This window comes from Streptomyces sp. CBMA291, assembly GCF_014596525.1.
Lineage (GTDB): Bacteria > Actinomycetota > Actinomycetes > Streptomycetales > Streptomycetaceae > Streptomyces.
This window is the reverse complement of record NZ_MSJP01000033.1, coordinates 1-13,642: the sequence shown is the minus strand read 5'-3', so window position 1 is coordinate 13,642 and position 13,642 is coordinate 1. Positions and strand designations below refer to the sequence as shown.

The 13,642-nt window shown below is 72.9% G+C and carries 13 protein-coding genes and 1 riboswitch; of the genes, 7 read left to right on the top strand and 6 right to left on the bottom strand.

What is annotated here, in order from left to right; all coding sequences use genetic code 11:
• Window positions 1–136 precede the first annotated feature (136 nt).
• The 3 genes from BU197_RS09260 to BU197_RS09250 form a co-directional block, all read right to left on the bottom strand.
• The gene (locus tag BU197_RS09260; protein ID WP_188267762.1) at window positions 137–898 is read right to left on the bottom strand and encodes a transglycosylase family protein; all 762 of its coding nucleotides are present in this window, start codon (window positions 896–898) and stop codon (window positions 137–139) included.
• Between the two features lie 3 nt (window positions 899–901).
• Window positions 902–1,075, bottom strand: a riboswitch (cyclic di-AMP (ydaO/yuaA leader).
• Between the two features lie 257 nt (window positions 1,076–1,332).
• A complete protein-coding gene (locus BU197_RS09255; RefSeq protein ID WP_188267761.1) occupies window positions 1,333–2,472 on the bottom strand; it encodes a transglycosylase family protein in 1,140 nt (379 codons plus the stop codon).
• A gap of 93 nt (window positions 2,473–2,565) precedes the next feature.
• Window positions 2,566–3,999 carry a cytochrome P450 family protein gene (locus tag BU197_RS09250; protein ID WP_188267760.1) on the bottom strand — a complete coding sequence of 478 codons (1,434 nt, stop codon included), beginning with the start codon at window positions 3,997–3,999 and terminating at the stop codon, window positions 2,566–2,568.
• Window positions 4,000–4,097: 98 nt separating this feature from the next.
• On the opposite strand from BU197_RS09250, the gene BU197_RS09245 reads away from it, so the two are divergent.
• On the top strand, window positions 4,098–5,297 hold the full coding sequence (locus tag BU197_RS09245) for a globin domain-containing protein (RefSeq protein WP_188267759.1): 1,200 nt from the start codon (window positions 4,098–4,100) through the stop codon (window positions 5,295–5,297).
• Window positions 5,298–5,370: 73 nt separating this feature from the next.
• Here BU197_RS09245 and BU197_RS09240 read toward each other — a convergent pair whose 3' ends face one another.
• The gene (locus BU197_RS09240; RefSeq protein WP_188267758.1) at window positions 5,371–6,354 is read right to left on the bottom strand and encodes a nucleoside triphosphate pyrophosphohydrolase; all 984 of its coding nucleotides are present in this window, start codon (window positions 6,352–6,354) and stop codon (window positions 5,371–5,373) included.
• A 159-nt stretch (window positions 6,355–6,513) separates the two neighbouring features.
• Here BU197_RS09240 and BU197_RS31275 point away from each other — a divergent pair, with 159 nt between their 5' ends.
• The 5 genes from BU197_RS31275 to BU197_RS09220 all read left to right on the top strand — a co-directional run bounded on the left by BU197_RS31275 (window position 6,514) and on the right by BU197_RS09220 (window position 9,609).
• Window positions 6,514–6,741, top strand: a complete 228-nt coding sequence (locus BU197_RS31275; RefSeq protein ID WP_317452048.1) for a hypothetical protein — start codon at window positions 6,514–6,516, stop codon at window positions 6,739–6,741.
• On the top strand, window positions 6,735–7,265 hold the full coding sequence (locus tag BU197_RS09235) for a DUF6879 family protein (protein WP_317452049.1): 531 nt from the start codon (window positions 6,735–6,737) through the stop codon (window positions 7,263–7,265). The genes BU197_RS31275 and BU197_RS09235 overlap by 7 nt, the downstream gene beginning before the upstream one ends.
• Window positions 7,262–8,104, top strand: coding sequence for a helix-turn-helix domain-containing protein (locus BU197_RS09230; protein ID WP_188267757.1), 843 nt, complete (start codon window positions 7,262–7,264; stop codon window positions 8,102–8,104). Before BU197_RS09235 ends, BU197_RS09230 begins: the two co-directional genes overlap by 4 nt.
• 168 nt (window positions 8,105–8,272) lie before the next feature.
• Window positions 8,273–8,422, top strand: coding sequence for a hypothetical protein (locus BU197_RS09225; protein ID WP_188267756.1), 150 nt, complete (start codon window positions 8,273–8,275; stop codon window positions 8,420–8,422).
• Window positions 8,419–9,609 (top strand): methyltransferase domain-containing protein, encoded by a 1,191-nt coding sequence (locus BU197_RS09220; RefSeq protein ID WP_317452050.1) that lies wholly within the window; start codon window positions 8,419–8,421, stop codon window positions 9,607–9,609. The genes BU197_RS09225 and BU197_RS09220 overlap by 4 nt, the downstream gene beginning before the upstream one ends.
• Window positions 9,610–9,666: 57 nt before the next feature.
• Here the strand turns inward: BU197_RS09220 and BU197_RS09215 are convergent, their stop codons facing one another.
• Window positions 9,667–10,317 carry a SurA N-terminal domain-containing protein gene (locus tag BU197_RS09215; RefSeq protein WP_188267755.1) on the bottom strand — a complete coding sequence of 217 codons (651 nt, stop codon included), beginning with the start codon at window positions 10,315–10,317 and terminating at the stop codon, window positions 9,667–9,669.
• A gap of 80 nt (window positions 10,318–10,397) precedes the next feature.
• Complete coding sequence (locus BU197_RS09210; RefSeq protein ID WP_317452051.1) at window positions 10,398–11,393, bottom strand: glycosyltransferase family 2 protein; 996 nt, start codon at window positions 11,391–11,393, stop codon at window positions 10,398–10,400.
• Window positions 11,394–11,688: 295 nt separating this feature from the next.
• Here BU197_RS09210 and BU197_RS09205 point away from each other — a divergent pair.
• The coding region (locus tag BU197_RS09205; protein WP_317453382.1) for a YfhO family protein at window positions 11,689–13,642 on the top strand (1,954 nt) is incomplete at its 3' end.

The window sequence follows — 13,642 nt, the reverse complement described above, 5'->3', positions numbered from 1 at the left end:
ATACCCGATACCCGATACCCGGATACATGGAAACCCCGCCCCGGCGCGCACGGGGGAGGCGCGCCGGGGCGGGGTGGTCACCGCGGGAGGGTCGCAGGGGCCGGGTGAGCCGCCGGACTCACTCGGACCGCCGGGCTCACTTCAGGTGGAGCTGCTGGCCCGGGTAGATCAGGTCGGCGTGGTCCACGACGTCCTTGTTCAGCTCGAAGAGCTTGGCCCAGCCGCCCTTGACGCCGTGCGCCTGGGCGATCTTGCTGAGGGTGTCGCCGGTCGAGACCTTGTACTCGCCGTCGCCCTTCTCGACCTTCTTGCCGGTCGGCGTGGTGACGGTGGCCTTCGGCGCGGCCTGACGCTGCTGCGTGGCCTTCTTCGGGGCCTGGCGCTGCTCGCTGCGGGTGGTCGGCTGCTCGACCGTCCGCTGCGTCTGCTGCTGCTTCGGCTGCGTCCGCTGCTGCTTGGGCTGCGTCTGCTGCTGCTTCGGCTGGGTCTGCTGCTGGGGGGCGCTCTCGACGGCGCCGCCGTACGTGGTGCGGGAGAGGCCCACGCCACAGCTCGGCCAGGCACCCTTGCCCTGGCCCGCGAGGACCTTCTCGGCGATGGCTATCTGCTGGGACTTCGACGCCTGGTTGGCGGTCGGGGCGTAGGCCTTGCCGCCGTACGCGGCCCAGGTGGAGGCCGAGAACTGGAGGCCGCCGTAGTAGCCGTTGCCCGTGTTGATGGACCAGTTGCCGCCGGACTCGCACTGGGCGACGCGGTCCCACTCGGAGGCCGTGGCGGCCGAGGCGCTGCCCGCGGCCATCAGCGGGGCGGCGACGGCGGCACCGGTGACGCCGACGAGCGTGACGACCTGGGTGGCCTTGGAGGGACGGCGGTGTTTGCCCTTGCCGGAAAACAGCATGGAGATTCTCCTCACCGACGCCTGTGAGGTGAGCTGTCGGGTTCGGGCCGGAAAGTTGCCCGGCCGCGTGTCCTAGCACGCGGCTTCACCCCAAGCCGTTCGTCGGCCGTCCATCGAGACGGCCGGGACCGGCACTTACCTTGGGTCCCCCACTCCTGCCTTCGGCGCTTGCGCGACGACTGTTCCCATCGGCCGACGGCAGGATTCGGCGTTTCGGTCGACGGGGCCCGCGGTGGCGAGCGGTGATGACCGTAGTCATAGATCCACCGGAAGTTCAAAGAGGCGTATTGCGGAAATAACGCCCCTCCTTGCCCTCCGGTGGAGGGCGTTTACGCAGGTGGGAGGCGGCATCAGCAAAGTTTGCGGACGTGACACGCCAGTTCGGGTGAAGAGACCCATGTCTCACTTGCCCATAACGGACATATGACTACGGATCACCCCGCCTTCGCGACCGAACCCTTCGTCAACTCCAGGCTCTGACCAGGGAGGATGAGGTCCGGGTCGGTTCCGACGGTCCCTCGGTTGGCGTCGTAGAGCGCGGTCCAGCCGCCGGGCAGTTCGTTCTCCTGCGCAATGTCCGACAGGTTGTCACCCGGCTTCACCGTGTACGCGCCCGAAGTGCCCTGACTGTCCGTTCCGCCCGAATCCTTCGCGGTGTCGGCCACGGACTTCATCGCGACCTTCCCGGCCGACCCGCCCCCGTCTGCCGCATGTCGTCCGGATTCAGCGGAAGTGCCCGCCTTGCCGGTTTCGTCCGAGGCGGCCTCGCCCCGGTGCTTCCCGTTGCCGGGCGCGGCCGACGAGGCGTCACCCGACGGCACCCCGGACGGATCGGATGTACCGGATGAATCAGATGAACCGGACGGGCCCGAGGAGGTCGACGGCTCCGGCGCACCGGGCGTGCCGGTCGCGTCGGGCGTCGCGGAGGAGCCCGGAGCCGTCGGAGCGGCCGAGCCGTCGGGGGTGCCGGTCGCCGGGGTGCCGGTGGGGGTCCCCGGGGTCGCGGAGGAGGGCGCGGTGGACGGCGTCGCGGACGGGCTCGCGGAGGCGCCGGCGCGACCGGCCGCCCCTGCCGCCCCTGCGGCGCCGGTCGGCTTCGTCGCGTCGGACGCAGGCAGCCCCGACGTCCTGTTCGACTCGCCGACGGGCCCCTGGGCCTTCGGCGCCTGGGACGGGCCCGGGTTCACCGCGGGCTTGGCGCCGTCGTTGGCGAGACCGGCGATCGGCGCGCAGCTCGCCCAGTCGGAGGCGCCCTGGGCGAGCGCCTTCTCCGCCACCGCGATCTGCTGGGCGCGGCTGGCCAGATCGGGGCTGGGCGCGTACGCCAGACCTCCGTACCGCTCCCAGCCCTCCTGGGTGAGCTGGAGTCCTCCGTACCGGCCGTTGCCGGTGTCGGCGCTCCACTGGCCGCCGGACTCGCACTCGGCGACCCGGTCCCAGGTCGCGGCGTCGGCGGCGGTGGCCGAGCCGGTGGCGAGCAGCGGAAGGGCCATCGCCGAGCCGGTCACCCCCGCCGCGACGACGAGTGCGGGGGCCTGACGGGGGCGGCGGTGTCGTCCGTTCCCGGAAAGCATAGGGACGCCTTTCGCGTGGCGGCTGAGACAGCGGCGAACGTAGCGGCATTCGAATGCCCGTCACAAGCCGATGCACCTCCGATCACGCGAAGATCACATTTCTGACGGCTCGTCAGTAGGCAGGAGTGGTGCGGACGGGGTGAATTCCACCGGAAGCGTGCGCAATCCCCGCATGATGAGCCCGCCGCGCCATCGCAGTTCGTCCGGATCGGCGGCGAGCCGGAGGTCCGGGAGGCGGGTCAGCAGGGTCGCGAGCGCCGTCTGCCCTTCGAGCCGGGCCAGCGGCGCGCCCAGGCAGTAGTGGACGCCGTGGCCGTACCCGAGGTGCTGGTTGTCGCGCCGGGCGAGGTCGAGGACGTCCGGGTCGTCGAACCGCTCCGGGTCCCGGTCGGCGGCGGCGAGGACCACGAGCACCGGGTCGCCCGCCGGGATCTCCTGGCCGCCGATGACGAGCGGCCGGGTGGCGTACCGCCAGGTGGCCATCTCCACCGGCCCGTCGTACCGCAGCAGCTCCTCGATGCCGGTCTCCAGGAGCCCGGTGTCCCCGGCGGCCAGCGCGTCTTGGAGCCGCTCGCGCTGCTCGGGGTGCCGAAGAAGTGCGTAAAGTCCGTTTCCTACCAAGTTGACGGTAGTTTCAAAACCGGCGAACAGAAGGATGAAGGCCATGGCGGCGGCCTCGTTCTCGGTGAGGTGCTCGCCGTGGTCGGAGGCCTTGATGAGCCCCGAGATGAGGTCGTCCCCGGGCTCCTCGCGCTTGCGGTGGATCAGCTCGGCGAGATAGCCGCGCATCTTCTTCACCGAGCGGGCGACCCCGCCGCGCGGCCCGCCGCCGTGCCGGATCATCATCCCGGCCCAGTCCCGGAAGTCGTCCTGGTCCTCCTCGGGCACCCCGAGCAGATCGCAGATGGCGTAGATGGGGAGCGGGAAGGCGAACTCGTGGATGAGGTCCGCGCTCCCCCGCTCCACGAAGGAGTCGATGAGCCGGTCGGTCAGCTCCTGCACGCGCGGCGCGAAGGCGGCGACCCGGCGCGGGGTGAACGCCTTCGAGACGAGACGGCGCAGCCGGGTGTGGTCCGGCGGGTCGATGTTGAGCAGATGGGTCATCAGCTCGGCCTTGCGCTCGCCGGGGATGCCCGTCTTCCCCTTGGCGTGCGGGGACTCGTCGTGGTGCGCCGGGTTCTTGGAGAGCCGCTGGTCGGCGAGGGCCTGCCGGGCGTCGGCGTACCGCGTCACGAGCCAGGCCTCCACCCCGCTGGGCAGCGTGGTGCGGTGCACCGGCGCGTGCTCCCTGAGCCAGGCGTACGCCGGATAGGGGTCGCTCGCGAACTCCCAGGTGAAGAGGGGCGGCGCGGGATCGGAGTCCGGGCGGGAGGAACCGCCGGAGACGGGACAGGAGGGAGACCCGGGGGTGGGGCCGGAGGCGGAGCCGGGCGCGAGGGTGGGGCCAGGCGCGGGCGCGGGGCTGGAGGCGGGGCCAGGCGCGGGGGTGGGGCTGGAGGTGGGGCCGGTGCCGGAGGTGCTGCTCACCCCCCGACCGTACAGGCAGCTTCCGGCCGGTCCGGGTGTGGAGATCCTGTGATCAAGAAGGGGGGTGGTGCCCTAGATTCTTGACCGTGGACCCTCAGATGCTCAGAAGCACGTTCGCGGTCGTCGAGCGACGGGCCGAACACGCCGTCACCTTCTTCTACGCGCATCTCTTCTGGCACAACCCGGCCCTGCGCGAGCTGTTCCCCGAGGACATCCGGCCCCAGCGGGACCGGCTCTTCGCCGCCCTCGGGCACGTGGTCGACCTGCTCGACGACCCCGACCTGCCCGGATACCTGGAGCGCCTCGGCCGCGACCACCGCAAGTTCCTCGCCACCCCCGCCCTCTACTCGGCCGTGGGGACCAGCCTCCTCGCCGCCTTCGCCTTCGCGGCGGGACCCGCCTGGACCCCGGAGGCGGAGAAGGCGTGGACGGAGGCGTACGGGGCGATCTCCGACCGGATGCTGGCGGGCGCCGACCAGGCCGCCGGGGCGGGCGATCCCGTCTGGTGGGACACGGACGTCCTCCGGCACGAGCGGTACGGCCCCGACCTGGCCGTCCTCACCCTGCTGCCCCGCAGACCGCTGGCCTTCCACCCCGGCCAGTACGTGAGCGTCGGCTCACCGCAGCGCCCGCGCGTCTGGCGCACCTACTCCCTGGCCGACGCGCCCCGCCCGGACGGCACGGTGGAACTGCACGTGAGCCGGATCCCGGGCGGGGCCCTGAGCACGATCCTCGTCGACGGCACGGCGCCGGGCGGCCGGCTGCGCCTCGGCGTGCCCGACGGCGGTCTGGTCGCGCGCCCCGTGCCGGGCGGGCCGCGCACCTATATATGCGCGGGCACCGGCTGGGCGCCGATGAAGGCCCTCCTGTCGGAGGCGGCGGAGCAGGAGCCGGGGCTGCGGGGGCGCCTGTTCGTGGTGGCCCGCGCGAAGGAGTACCTGTACGGGCGGCGGGACGTCGAACGGCTCGCGGCCCGGCTCGAAGGGCTGAGCGTCACCTACATCACGCCCGCGCCCGACCATCCCCGGGACCAGGCGACGGAACGGCTCGTCCAGGCACTGCGGGCCTGCGTCCACTGGGACACGCACGAGGTGTACCTGGCCGGGCCGCCGGGCTTCGTCACGGAGATCACCGAAGTCCTCGTGGCCCTCGGCACCCACCCCGACCGCGTCCACCACGACCGGCTGCCCTCAGTGGACCCCTTCGTCCTCCGCCCGACGTCCCCCGCCGAACGCCTCATAGGCCCCCCGGTCCCGTCCTGGCACAACCCGGAGGCACGGGTGCCGAGGCCACGCTGAAGGGAGGGGAAGAGAAGGGAAGGGAGGTGTGGGATGGCATGGGGTGGGATGGCACCCCCTCACTCCCCCGCGCTCAGCCCTCCCCCGCGCTCAGCCCCTCCGCCGCGCGGATCGCGTCGCGGTAGGCGCGGGCCGCCGCGCGCAGGGCCGCCTCCGGGTCCACGCCCGACTCCTCCGCCTCTACGGCCAGGGCGAGCAGGTCGTATCCGATGCCCTCCCCGGTCGGCGGGGGCACGTCGAGGCCCGCCGCGCGGACACGGCCGCCGAGCTTGGCGGCGAGCGCGAGGCCCGGCTGCCCGAGCGGCACGCCGTCGGTGACGGACGCGCGCCGCTTCTCGACCTCCTTGATCCGCAGCCACTGCTCCCGTACCGCCTCCGGCGTCTCGACGGTCTCGTCGGTCTCGCCGCCGAAGACGTGCGGGTGGCGCAGGATCAGCTTCTCGGCGAGGGTCCCTGCGACGTCGTCCACGGAGAACGGCTCCTCGGGGTCCTCCTCGGCGATCCGGGCGTGGAAGAGCACCTGGAGGAGGACGTCCCCCAGCTCCTCGCGCAGCTCGTGCCGCTCGCCGTCCTCGATCGCCTCGACGAGTTCGTACGCCTCCTCGATGGCGTACTTGGCGAGACCCTGGTGGGTCTGGCGCGAGGACCAGGGGCAGGCGCGCCGGATGCGGTCCATGATCTGGACGAGGTCGAGCAGCCGGGCGCCGGGCAGGTCGTAGGAGCCGGGCAGCAGCTCCAGATCGGGCATCGCCACCCGCCCCGAGCCGGCCAGCCGGGCGAGCCCGTCGGTGAGGTCCCGGTCGCCCTCGCCGGAGGGCAGGACGAGGACCGTACGGCCCCCGGCGCAGGCGGCGACCAGCTCCTCGGCGGTGAGCCGCACCGACTCGGCCTCGACCCCGGCCTCCCGCACGTACGGCAGCTGGGGATGCCCCTCGTCGGGACAGAGCACCCGGTCGGCGGCGCGCAGCGCCTGCCAGGCGGGCCAGGACAGCAGTCCGGGCGCCACCCGGTGGCTGGCGGTGAGCAGAACGACACGGCCGGGGCTCTCAGAAGTCACCCTTCGAACCTACCCCGGGCGTCGCCTCAGGCCCCCGTCGGTGCCGCCCGGACTCCCTTCCCCCGTGTCACGGGAATCACCGCGCATCAGACCGGACAGGAGGCCCCCGCCCGTCCCATCCTGATCGGGAAACCGTCCACAGGAATTAGGGGAACCGCCATGGCGCGACGGCTCCGGTTCATCGGCACCAACTCCGGCTACAACGGCTGCCCGACGTTATACGAGGACCAGGACACCGGGGAGGTCCTGGTCCAGGGGGACGCGGTGACGGATCCCGAGGACGTGGCGCAGCTCAGGAACGTCAAGGAAGGGGAGGGTTTCGTGGTCGTCCCCGGGTGCTCCTGGCAGACTTCGCCCCCAAGGACGCGGAAAGGACCCCCGTGCTGATCGGCTTCGACGAGTTCACCCGGATGTTCGAAGACTTTTCGCACACGGTCTGGCGTCTGGAGTCCCGGCGCCGCTACCGGTCCGACGAGGAGACCGAGACCTATCAGCGGTTCCTCCGGGGCGAGGAGCCCGGCTGGGACCCCGATCACCCCTGGTGCGTGGCCCGGCGCGAGCAGTCCGCCCTGGGCAAGCGTTTCGGGCGGGTCCGGATCGTCGACAACCCGCCCACCCCCGGCCAGCGGTATCTGTTCGACAACGCCCGTCACATCGGCGAGGCGGGCGAGGACATCCGCAACCTGTGGCGCTCCGAGGCCGAGGCCCTCCGGCTTCCCGACGACGACTTCTGGCTCTTCGACTCCCGGGTGATCGCCCGGCTCCGCTTCGACGACGACGACGTGCTGACCGGCGTGGAGCTGATCACCGACCCGGTGGAGGTGGCCCGTGCCTGCCAGGTGCGGGACGCCGCCTGGCACCACGCCGTCCCGCACGAGACCTTCGTGGAACGGGTGCCGTCCGAAGAGTGAGCACCGATTTCCAGTACGCGAGAGTCGCCCTCGGTGCGCGGCTGCGTGAGCTGCGCACCGATCGGCGTCTCACAGGTCGCCAGCTGGCGGCCCTGCTCGGCTGGCCCCAGTCCAAGGTCAGCAAGCTGGAGACCGGCCGGCAGACCGCGACGGCGGACGATCTGCGGGCGTGGGCGAGCGGCACCGGCCGCCCGGAGGCGGCACCGGAGCTGGTCACCCGGCTGCGGAACCTTGAGTCCCGGTCCCGCACCTGGCGCAGACAGCTCTCGGCGGGGCACAAGCCGGTCCAGGACGCGCTGACGGCCGAGAGCGAACGCACGAGGACATTCCGTGTCTGGGAGGGCGCCATGATCGTGGGCATGCTCCAGACCGCCGAGTACGCCCGGCACGTCTTCACCCGGTACGCGGACCTTCACCAGACCGTCCGGGACACCGAGGAGGCCGTCCAGGCCCGGGTACGGCGTCAGGAGATGCTCTACGCGCCGGGGCGGACCTTCCACATCGTGATGGGGGAGGCCGCGCTCCGGAGTCTCGTCTGCCCTCCCCCGGTGCTGGCCGCCCAGCTCGACCGGCTGACGGGCCTTCTCGGTCTCGCCGGAGTCTCCCTGGGCATCGTCCCGTTCGACGCCGTCCTGAACCTCCCCCCGGCCAACGGTTTCTGGCTGCACGACGACCGTCTGGTGATCGCGGAGGACTGGCACGCGGAACTCTGGCTGGACGACGCCGACAGCGTGCGTCTCTACCGGAGGGTCTGGCAGGCACTCGCCGACTCCGCCGTCTACGGCGCGGACGCCCACCGGGTGATCGTCCGTGCCCGACGAGCCCTCGACGTTCCCTGAGGACCCTCGGGAATCCGTCGGAAATCCACGGACCCGCCCGAGAATTCCCACGCATCGGGCCCCACGGAGACGGGCGTCCGGGCCTAGCTTCTTCCCCATCGGCGGCCCGGCTGTCCGGCCGGGCCGTCGCCGCACCGTTCTCCACCCTCACGAGAAGGAGCACACCCCATGGCGGGAAAGCACGACGGCGGTACCGGAGCGGGTCAGGGCGGAAGCCGGCAGGACGACAGTCAGGCGGGCAGCGGCGCCAAGCACGGCGGCGGCGGGTCCGGGGACGGCACGGTCGGGCGTGACGACACCAAGGCCCCGGCCAAGTGACCCACCACCTCACGGGGGAGGCCGGTCCGGAAGAACTGGCCTCCCGGCTCATGGACCAGGGCGACCTCGGCGCCGACTGGCTTCCCGCCTATCGGGCGGTGCCACGGGAGGCGTTCGTCCCGGATGTGATCTGGGCGGCCGTGTCCAGCGGCACGGGTCACCCGGAGGGCATCGACCGGGCGAAGGACCCCGCCGCCTGGTATCGCGCCGTCTACGCGGACGTGTCCCTCACGACCCAGTGGGACGACGGAGCGCATACGGGAACCTTCCGGGGCGAGAACCCCACGTGCAGCAGCTCGCAGCCCTCCGTCGTGTTCTCCATGCTGGCCGCGCTGGGCATCCCGGCGGACGTCCCGCCTGACTTCACGGCCCTGGAGGTGGGAACCGGCACAGGCTGGAACGCGGCGCTGCTGTCCGAGCGGCTCGGCTCCTCGCGGGTCGTCACCGTCGAGTACGACGAGGACAACGCGTCCTCGGCCCGCACCCGGCTGGAAGCCGCCGGGTACAGCCCGGTGACCGTGGTCGGCGACGGCTCCCGGGGCTGGCGGCCGTGCGCCCCGTACGACCGGGTGCTGGTCACCGCCGGGCTCCGGGAGGTCCCGGCGGAGCTGGTCCGGCAGACGCGGCCCGGTGGCGTCCTCGTCCTTCCGTACGCCACGGAGTACGGCGGCGAGGGAATCGTCCGGCTCACGGTCCGGGAGAACGGTAGCGCGTCGGGCCCGTTTCTCGGGGACTCCGCGTTCATGAGGCTGCGGCAGCAGCGTCCGGATCTGCCGCACACCCGGACGTACCTGGGGGGCGAGTGGCCGGGCGACGGACGGCGCTCGGAGACGGATCTGTCCCCGCGGGCGGTGACCGGCGTACTCCCGCGGTTCGCCATCGGGCTCCGGACCCCAGGAGTGTCCGTTTTCCGGGAGCCGTACGAGGACGGCTCCTTCACGCTCTGGCTCCGGGACGACGAGGTGACCTCGTGGGCCACCGTGGACCAGGTACCCGGCGAGGAGACCTTCGTGGTCTACCAGGGCGGCCCCCGCGAGCTGTGGACGGAGGTGAGGTCCGCGTTCGACTGGTGGGCCGGGCAGGGGCGGCCCGGACACGAACGGTTCGGCCTCACCCTGGCCCCGGACGGAACGCCTCTGGCCTGGCTCGACTCCCCGGAGCACCCGGTCCGGCCGGGGATCTCCTGAACAGGGACGCACAGACGTCGACTCCGCTTCGGCCGGGGCCGACGTCCGCGCGTTCCCTCAGGCCCCCGTCGGTGCCGCCCCCGGCTCCTTCGTGAGCTGGCGCAGCCAGGCGCTGCCGTCGTAGGTGTTGTCCAGGCGGACCTGGGTGTCGTCCCAGCGGCCGTAGCGCGGGTTCACGTCGATGGCGAGGGCCTTGGACGCGGCGGAGAAGGTGTCCGTCAGCTTCTTCTGGCCCTCGGGGCTCGCGTTGGCGCCCAGTTTGACGGCGATCTTGTTCATGAGGACGTTGCGGCGGACGACGTCGTCGATCTGGCCCGGGGCCACGCCCTGCTCCTGGAGGAGGGCCGCCGCGAGCTGATCCTCGCCGCCGCTCTGGCGGACGAAGGCGGTCCGGGTGTCCTGGAGTTCGGCGCGGGTGGCGCTGACCCCGGTGTCCGCCGCGACCTTGTCGACGATCCGGTCGAAGATCATCACGTTGAGCTTGCGGCGGGGCAGGTCTCCGGTGGCCTGGACGAGCTGCGCGGCCTGCGGGGAGCCCTGCTGGGCGGCGCGGACGTCGGCGACCTGGGCCTGGAGGCTGGAGACGTCGATCCGGTCGCCGCCGACGACGGCCGCCGCTCCCGGATGGGCGTCGCTCCCGCAGGCGGTGAGCAGCGGGGCCCCGGCGAGCAGGGCGGCGGAGACGGTGAGCGCAGTGCGGCGGTGCAAAGGAGCCTCCCGGGCTGGTCGTGCGGCAGTGGAACGACCTTGCGGTGATCGATGGTAGGCAGTCGCCGGGGCCGGAGCCACTACTTCGGCGCGACTGATTCCCACAACGACTCACCCGCACGCCGGGTGTCGCCCCGGCTCCCGCCCGTCTCCTGCCCCTCGTGCGTCTCCTTCACCAGGTAGTGGGGGCGCCGTTTGACCTCGTAGTAGATGCGTCCGACGTACTCGCCGATCAGTCCGACCATCACCATCTGCACGCCGGCGAGGGCGGTGACGGCGACCAGGAGGGTGACGTATCCGGGCGTGTCCACGCCGTTGACCAGGGCGTCCCCGACGATCCAGGCGGCGTAGCCGAGGGCGACGAGGACCAGCAGGAAGCCGAGGTGGACGGCGGCACGCAGCGGCTTGTTGTTGAAGGAGAGCAGCCCGTCCAGGCCGTAGTTGAGGAGCTTGCCGAAGGTCCACTTGGAGCGGCCCTCCTCCCGGACGGCGTTCTCGTACGCGAAGGTGGTCGTCCGGAATCCGACCCAGGAGAACAGGCCCTTGGAGAAGCGGTTGTACTCGCCGAGGCCGAGGACCGCGTCGACCGTTCGGCGGGACAGGAGACGGAAGTCGCCGACGCCGTCGACCAGCTCGACGTCGACGAGCCGGTTGATCGCCCGGTAGTAGAGGCGGGCGGTGAGCGTACGGGTGACCCGGTCGCCCTCGCGGGTGCGGCGGGCCACGACCTGGTCGTAGCCCTCGGCGTGCAGCGCGAGCATGCGGTGGACCAGCTCGGGCGGGTGCTGGAGGTCGGCGTCCATGATGACGACGGCGTCTCCGGCCGCGTTGCGCAGGCCCGCAAGCATCGCCGCCTCCTTGCCGAAGTTCCGGCTGAAGGAGACGTACCGGACGTGGCGGGAGTCGCGCGCGGCGAGTTCCTGGAGGAGCGGAAGCGTTCCGTCGCGACTTCCGTCGTCCACGTAGACTATTTCGAACTCGCCCTCGATCCGGGCTAGTTCTCGGGTCACGTGGTCGTGGAAGCGGGCGAGGACGTCCTCCTCGTTGAAGCACGGGACGACGATCGATAGCAGCACGCCGACCACGACAACGGAGCGCGGTGTCCCGGCCGGTCCGCCGGGATGGCGGGCAGACGACCATTGCGTGAACGGGCCCGCGCCGCCCCGTCCCGGCCTCCCGGCGGCTGGCATATTCGACCCCGCCATGCCGAACTCCACACCGGGGACAGCCCGTTCCGGCCCGCGCGCCCCCCTGCTCCGCACCTTTCGCCGACGGCCCCTCCCGCAGCCCCTCCCTCGCCCCCTCCCGCAGCCCCTCCCTCGCCCCCTCCTTCGGCTCGGTGGGGCCGAGCCGCTCGCCGCCCTCCTCGCCGTGGCGGCCGTCTGCGGCGGGGACGCCGTAGCCCGGGTCTTCCCCTTCGGGCCGCGCCACCGGGCCGTCAACGACCTCGCCAACCAGTTCGTGCCCTTCCACGCGCATCTGTGGGACCTGCTGCGCGGCCGGGCCGACGGCGGGCTGCTGCTCGACTGGCGGGCCGGCTGGGGCACCTCCTTCCTGCCCGACTACGGCACCTATCTGTCGAGCCCCCTCGCCCCGCTGGTCGCGCTCTTCCCCCGCGCGGACATCGAGTACGCCGTCTACGCCCTCACCGTCCTCAAGACGGGCCTCGCGGCGGCGGCCATGACCTTCCTGCTGCGCCGCCTCGGCACCGCACCCGGCGGCCCCCGCACCGCACCCGACCGCCTCGGCCGCTGGTGGGCGCCGGTCCTCGGCGCCTCGTACGCGCTCTGTGGCTGGTCCCTCGCCGAAGGCACGTACAACCCGATGTGGCTCGACGGGCTCATCGCCTTCCCGCTGCTCTGCCTGGTGGCCGAGTGGGTGCGGGAGGCCCGGCGCCCGCTCCTGGGCCCGCTGGTGGTCGCGGTCTGCTGGACGGCGAACTTCTACACCGCCCACATGGCGACCCTCGGCGCCGCCCTCGTCCTCCTCGTCCGGCTCGCCGCCACCGGGACCTTCCGGCTCCGCGTGCTGCTGCGGGCGGCGCTCGTCACCGGCACCGGCATCGCGCTCGCCGCGCCCGTCCTCGTCCCCGTCTTCCTCGGCTCCCGCCACGCCCACCCCGGGCTCGTCCGCGAGTTCGTCCCGGCGTCCGGCACCGACGTCCTGGCCCGGCTGCTCCCCGTCACCTACGGCTTCTCCACCCCCGCCGCCTTCGTGAGCACGGCGGTGCCGCTCCTGGTGGCGACCCTGCTCTTCCGCCGGGACGCGCCCGTCCGGGAGCGGCTGCTGTGGCCGGGGCTCTGCGCGGCGGTCGCCGCCTCCCTGCAATGGGGCCCGACGCATCTGGTGTGGCACGCCTTCGCGACCCCGAACGGCAGCCCGTACCGGCAGACCTTCGTCTTCTCCGGCGTCCTCGTGATCGCCGCCTGGACCGCCCTCGCCCACGGCATGCCGGACCGGCGGGCGCTGCTCGGCGGGACCGGCGTGGTCCTGGCCCTGACGGCGGGGGCGCTGCCCAGCCCGCTGCTCACCTCCTGGGCGCTGCTGCTGACCTGCGCGGGTCTCGCGGCGGTGGCGGGCGCGCTGCTGCTGCCCCGGCGCGGGCGGTACGGGCTGCTCGCCGCCGTCCTGGTCGCCGGGACCGTCCTCGGGCAGGCGGCGGCGACGACCGCGTACGCCGACCGGGAGCGCATCCTCCGGCTCGACGACTATCCGCCGTGGGGCCCGGAGCAGGACCGGCGGGCGGCGGCGCTCGCGGCGGCCGACGGCTGGCCCGCGTACCGCACGGATCCGGGGCTGCCCCTCGTCGCGGGGAACGATCCGCTGCTCCTCGGCGGTCAGGGCGCCGCCTACTACAGCAGCCACACCCCGGCGGTCCTCACGGCCACGCTGTCCGCGCTCGGCGGCGGCTGGACCTCGCGCGGCCGGAACCTGCCGACCCTGGACAACCCGGTGACGGACGCCCTCTTCGGGGTGGGGGCCCGGTGGCGGGAGGGGCGGGTGGTGCGTGCGGAGGCACTGCCGCTGGTGACGGTCCGGCCCCCGGGTCCGCCTCCGGTGTACGGCCCGTCGCCCTTCCGCAACCAGGAACTCCTCCTCGGGGCCCGGGTGTACGACGAGCCCCGGGGCGGGGCGTGTCCGGTGGGCAGCGAGGTGTTCCTCTGGGCCCCCGACGTCTCGGGCCCGGTCCGGTTCGCGGGGCGCGAGGTGCGGCTGCTCGGCGGGCAGCCGAAGCGCCGCGCCGCGCTGGTCTCCCTCGGCCGCCAGGACCGCGCGGGCGAACGGCCGTCGGTCCCCGCGCCCGGCGGCGCCCTCGGCTGCCTGG